This is a genomic window from Pseudomonas sp. NFACC04-2 (assembly GCF_900119265.1).
Lineage (GTDB): Bacteria > Pseudomonadota > Gammaproteobacteria > Pseudomonadales > Pseudomonadaceae > Aquipseudomonas > Aquipseudomonas fluorescens_AA.
In genome coordinates, this window is sequence record NZ_FPJC01000032.1 from 39822 (window position 1) to 45821 (window position 6000).

Consider the following 6000-nt stretch of genomic DNA (forward strand, 5'->3'; position numbering starts at 1 on the left):
CAAGCTCGCTCCCACAGAGGCGCTTGTGTACTTACGTCGAAGGGGAATGCATTCGCGACTGGCTGCATCCTTGCAGCCAGTCGCGAATAGGGTTACGACTCGTTGTTCAATGGGGCTTGCGACCAACATCGCAATAAATCAGGCGGGATATCTCGATCATATCCCCAACGGTTTTGTCATCGACCGCAAACCCGCTGCCTGCCCCCCCTGTGTTGCTATTACTTGAGTGTGACGTCGAGCATCGGCGGGATGTACCCGTAGTCGTACTCGGCCACCACGAACGTCTGCTGCCCTTTTATTTTCATGCCCACCGTGGGTGCCTCGGTGCCACCCACACGAATCTGCGTGCCGGTTTCGTCGGTCGGTACGCTGTCGATAAAGGAGGTCACCAGGCCGTTTGGCATCACATAGTGCGAGTAGGTCTGGAATGGCTGGGAGGACGGGTTACCCAGTACCAGGCCGGAACCGTTGAGCGGCACGTAGGGGCCGAACAGCGAGTCCGCGACGAAACCGTACACGCCGTCCGGCCCGGTCACGCCGTCGCCATAGGTGAAGGTGTGGCTGATGGTGAACAGGTAGTACTTGCCATCCTGGAACACGAAGTGCGGGCGTTCGGTCTGGTCGTTGACGCCCACGGCCGTCAGCAGGGGCGGCAACATTTCCCAGTCGTCACCGTCTGCGTCGCGGGCTACGGCGATGCCAACACAGGCGGTCTGGAAGCGTGAGTTGCCGACATCTTCATAACCCGGCGGCACATCGCCGATTTCGGCCTCGCCTACTTTGTGCGAGCCGCGCTCACCGGCCACGTTGCCCTCGAACAGCATGTACAGCTTGCCGTCGTTCGGGTCGCGGAATGGCCATGGGTCACGAAAACCCCAGAAGGCGTTTTGGGCTTCGGTCTGGTACATGTTGCCGTCGGCCTCGAACAGCGGCTTGACCTTCTCGAAGCCGACCATGCTGACACCATGTTCAGTGGTCACGACCCGACCGCGCACCTTGACGATGGTCGCGCCTGGGGTGACGGCGGTGTAATACAAATCCACTTCACCTCGGTCGTTCAACAGGATCGGCGTACCGGCCCATTCGCGAGCGGTCGGCGAAACGCCTTCGGCCATCACTCGGCCACCGAGCTCCCAGTTCTTGCCGGTACGAGAAAACCAGTAGTACATCTTTGCCCGACCGTGACGATCGTTCCAGTCGCGGAGGATGTCGTAGTTACCGTCCTCGTCGAGGTACTGGGGGTCGTTTGGATGACGATCGGCCGTCAAGGTGAAGATCACCGACCAGCCATCGACGGACGTCACGTTACCGTCCAGGTCGCGCAGGGGCATGGTGTCCCAGATGAACACGTCGTCGCTCAATACCGGGAAATCCGCGCGGACCAGCGGTTGAGTGGTGGTGGGATCGTCCGCCCGGACTTTCAACGCATCGGCGCGGGTCCAAAGGCTGGGTTGATGGGGGGTTACACCGAATTTTTCAGTGTTGGTTTTCATAAGGTAATACCTCGTCCATGAATGGATTCAAATAGATGATGCTTAAGGAGTACTGGATGCGCATACAGTAAAATCACCTTATAGAGACGCACCCCTGTGGGTCAAGGAAAAAATGCATTTGTGCATATTTTGGCTTTTTCTTGTAGCTGATACGTTTCAGCTTTTAGCGTTCGCAGAAGTTAATTCGGGGAGAGATCGACGACGTTGTCTGCACACTCGGTGCTTTGAACGCTACTTGGTGGGGGAGCCACGCGGGGGTTAGATTTGTCGCCGTCGGTGGCATGAAGGGAAGCGGGACGTGGTGGGCTGCTTGCGCGGTGGTGGGGCTGCGGTATTGATGTTGACTGGTGTGCCGCTATCGCGAGCAAGCTCGGCTCCCACAGGGGGGACTCCCACAGGGTGGACTGCCCCCAAGGGCTGGGGTGAAATGCTTGTTATGGCGGTGGGTCAGTTGTTTTGATGGGGTTGATTCCGAAGGCTCAGTCACTCAATACCCGGGGTAAGCGCGGATCTGGATTTCACATCCGCCGCAGCTCTTTCGGTGAGGTCAGGCTCGGTCTAGGCAATCGCGCAAACAAAACTCCTGGCGCGACCAGCTTCAACACCCAACAAGCCTATTTCGGTTTCATCGATGGCTTGGAGCAGAACCAAGTCCCTGCCTTCGCGTCGGTAGACTGAACTGCCGCCTGAATCAGCGTGAACCACATATCCTCCGTGTTTTACGCCCACGCGAGCTTTAGCAAGAGCAATGCTGGCCGAGACCAGGATATGGAAATCCAGGACGTTGTTCTTATGCAAAACCGTCGCGCCAATGAAATGTTCTGCGCATATTTCCAAAGCCAGTTGCAGCCCATGGATAGCCGGGGCTTCCCGATAACTGCCCGGCATGAATATCTTATCGGCCCAGAACTGCGCCCCGGCCAGTTCGTCCAACCCATCATTTCCGATATTGGGGTAGCGTTTATGCTGATAGAAGACGTTTCCATCCCAAATGATGAAGCCGGTATTTCTGACGATTCCGTCCCTGGCTTCCGCCCCTCTTGATTCGATTTTCGCGATCTCCTCCTTCGTAGTCGCTGCATGATGGCCATAGATCCCTTTACTGATGCGGTCCCGCTCCGGGATTTCATTCACAACCGCATCCATTTCCACACGATATTTTGCCTTGTTGATATTTCTGGCCGGTCCCCATGATTTCAACTTCCCGGTTTCCCTTTTCAGCGCCCTGGATTCCGGACGCAACATTGATTTGAACCAGAGCGTCGTGCCAGGGACCAGTATCAGCCACGGATTTCTCGTTGAAATATCTGCCAATGTTGCCCGGATGATTTCTTTTTCCTCCTCCGACATAAACGAGACAGGCATGTCCTTGGAGAAAAGATACTCGGGGGCGACGACCAGGCAATAATTCAGTTGATGTTGATCGACATGTTTGGCGAAGGCCGTTCTCGCCATGTACAGCAAAGCCCCAATCCTAAGTTGTATGCTGAGAAGACTATTCTCGACGGGGACTCTTAATCTGCGTGTATCGAAGTCCCAGACCACCACCAGTACGTTCGGCATCCTTCCTCCCGCCTGGCTGCTGAGCGGTGCCGCAAGCCGGGTTGGCTGCATTCGTATGAGAAGGCACTTGGCGCGTTTTCCAGGAAAATTCAGCTTAGATGAGCCAGGACGATTTGCCCGACAGCCCCGGAAAAACATTTGTGAAGCGCAAGACTCGAGGCTCTTTGGGATGCCGCAAAAAATCGGGCCGGTGACCAACCTGCCCGATGCCAACAACCTGACCTATCAACCCAGCGTATTCAAACAAACCACCTTCGGCTGGGTCATTTCCTCATACGCAAACCGCACCCCTTCCCTGCCCAGACTGCCGTACTTGGAGCCCCCGAACGGCATCGCATCGAAACGAAAATCGGAGGAGTCGTTGATCATCACCCCTCCCGCCTCGATCCGTCGTGCGGCACTCATAGCCGTGGACAGGTCATTGGTGAAAATCCCGGCATGAAGCGCGTAATCAGGTTCGTTAGCCAGCGCAATGGCTTCATCAAACGTCTCGAACGGCTGCAACACCACCACCGGTGCGAAGACCTCATTGCGCCAGAGTCGGCTGGCATGGTCGACGTTTTCCAACACGGTCGCGGCGTAGCAGGCGCCTTGGCGGCGGTGGCCGCAGAGTAAGGTGGCGCCTTGTTGCAGGGCTTCGTTGACCACGTGTTCGGCGTTTTGCGCGGCTTGGTGGGTGATCATCGGGCCGATGTCGGTGTGGGCGAGCAGTGGGTTGCCGACGACGAGGGCTTGGGCCTGGTGTACGAAGCGTTCGCGGAAGGCGGCGTAGATCGGTGCGTGGATGAGCAGGCGTTGGGTGCCGATGCAGTTTTGCCCGGCGGCCCAGAAGGCGCCGGAGATGCAGCTGTCGACGGCGGCGTCGAGGTTGCAGTCGGCCATGACGATGACAGGGGCGTTGCCGCCCAGGTCCATGGCGAGTTTTTTCAGGCCGGCGGTGCGGGCGATTTGTTCGCCGGTGACGAAGCCGCCGGTGAAGGAGATCATGCGCACGTCACGGGCGGCGACCAGGGCTTTGCCGAGTTCGGCGCCACCAGTGGCGACGGTGACCACGGTTTCGGGCAGGCCGGCGGCGACCAGGTAAGAGACCAGTTTGAGGGCTGACAACGGTGCCAGTTCGGACGGTTTGAGGATCACCGCGTTGCCGCCGGCGATGGCGGGGCCGAGTTTGTGGGCCACCAGGTTCAGCGGGTCGTTGTAGGGGGTGATGGCGACGACCAGGCCCAGGGGCTCGCGGGTGAACCAGCCTTGGCGCGATTCGGCGCCTTCGTAGGCGTCGAACGGCACGATTTCGCCGGCGTTGCGCTTGGCTTCTTCGGCGGAGAGCTTGAGGGTGTTGACGCAGCGTTTGACTTCTTTTTCCGCCTGTTTGAGGGTCTTGCCGGCTTCGTCGACGATCAGCCGGGCGAAGGCTTTGGCGTCGCGTTCGATGTTCAGTGCAGCGTGTTCGAGAATGCTTGCACGGCGATGGCGCGGCAGTGCGGCGCAGGCTTTGACGCCGTTGCGGCCGGTCTCGAGCAGTTGTGGGACTTCTGAGGCTTTGAGGTCCGCGACGGTGCCGACGACGCTGCCGTCAAAGGGGTTGAGGACTTCGATGTGCGGTTCGACGACCGCCAGGGCCAGGCGCGATACGTTCACAGGTTGTGCTCCTGTTTGCCGGTTGCCGATTGGTGGATGTGGATGATGTCCGACAGCAGTGCAAAGGCGGTTTCGGTGCGGCCTGCGCCGGGGCCCGAGACGGTGACGGCGCCGAGCAGTTCGGAGGTGAACGACACGGCGTTGGTGGCGCCGCTGACGCTGGCCAGTGGGTGGTCGTTACTCAGCAGGCGCGGTTCGACACGGGCGCTGATGGAGCCGTCGGCGTTGCGGCTGGCGGCGCCGATGAGTTTCCAGCGGGCGCCGTCCTCGCGGGCTTTTTCGATGTCGGCGAGGCTGAGGGCGGAGATGCCGCTGCAGGTGACGTCGTTGACGGTGAGCTTGGCGTCCAGCAGTTCGTTGGCGAGGATGACGACTTTGAGGCGCACGTCATGGCCTTCGACGTCCGCGGTTGGGTCGGCTTCGGCGTAGCCCAGTTCCTGGGCTTTTTTGACCGCTTCGGCAAATCCCAATCCGTCTTCCATGCAGGTGAGGACGAAGTTGGAGGTGCCGTTGAGGATGCCTTCGAAACCACTGATCGAGCTGCCGGCCAGGGACTGTTTGGCAAGGCGAATCACGGGGGTGCCGCTCATGACCGAGCCTTCGTATTCGAAAGCGACGTTGTTGCGCTGGGCCAGGGCTTTGAGTTCGGCGCCGTGCAGGGCGATGGGGCCTTTGTTGGTGGTGACCACGTGTTTGCCGCGCTCCAGGGCCCATCGGCAGAACGAGGTGGCGGGCTCACCGTCCACCGGGTTGGTGAAGGTGGCTTCGGCGATGATGTCGGCGCCGCAGTCTTTGATCACGGCTTCGTTGAGGGCGTCGACGGTGCCGCCGGGGAGTTGGGCCATGGCGCCTTGGGTGGCTGGCAGTCTGGCCAGTGACGCGGCGTCGAGACCGTGGCGGTCCATCACCGAACCGAGGAACAGGTCGGTGACGCCGACGATTTTCAGGGTGAAGCCGAGGTCGGTTTTCCAGCTTTCGTTACGCTCGGCAATCAGCTGAGCCAATGCCCGGTTCACACCGCCGAAGCCGACCAGCGCCAGTTTGTATTCAGTCATTTTTGTTATGTCCTTGATCCGGGGGTGGGTTGTTGGGATCTAGGTTAGGGGGGTGGGGTGGGCAGTGAAATATGCCAATTTGCTCTATTTTTTGGGCGTTTTGACCAGGGGGTGGGCAAAGCGGTAAGCCTGCTTGTTCCACTGGCCGAACACATTCCTCCTGTGGGAGAGAGCTTGCTCGCGATGGGGCCAGGTCAGGTACATCAGTGGTGGCTGGTGTACCGCTATCGCGAGCAAGCTCGCTCCCACAG

At 59.4% G+C, this 6000-nt stretch carries 4 protein-coding genes; all 4 read right to left on the minus strand.

Translation table 11 applies throughout. The features are described from left to right. Positions 1 to 218: 218 nt before the first annotated feature. A complete protein-coding gene (locus BT125_RS26730) occupies positions 219 to 1493 on the minus strand; it encodes a glycoside hydrolase family 68 protein (RefSeq protein ID WP_072411986.1) in 1275 nt (424 codons plus the stop codon). Between the two features lie 558 nt (positions 1494 to 2051). Next, positions 2052 to 3056, minus strand: coding sequence for a hypothetical protein (locus BT125_RS26735; protein WP_072411988.1), 1005 nt, complete (start codon positions 3054 to 3056; stop codon positions 2052 to 2054). A gap of 225 nt (positions 3057 to 3281) precedes the next feature. After that, complete coding sequence (locus tag BT125_RS26740; RefSeq protein WP_072411990.1) at positions 3282 to 4694, minus strand: aldehyde dehydrogenase family protein; 1413 nt, start codon at positions 4692 to 4694, stop codon at positions 3282 to 3284. Then, positions 4691 to 5749 (minus strand): homoserine dehydrogenase, encoded by a 1059-nt coding sequence (locus BT125_RS26745; RefSeq protein WP_072411992.1) that lies wholly within the window; start codon positions 5747 to 5749, stop codon positions 4691 to 4693. The genes BT125_RS26740 and BT125_RS26745 overlap by 4 nt, the downstream gene beginning before the upstream one ends. Positions 5750 to 6000: the final 251 nt, after the last annotated feature.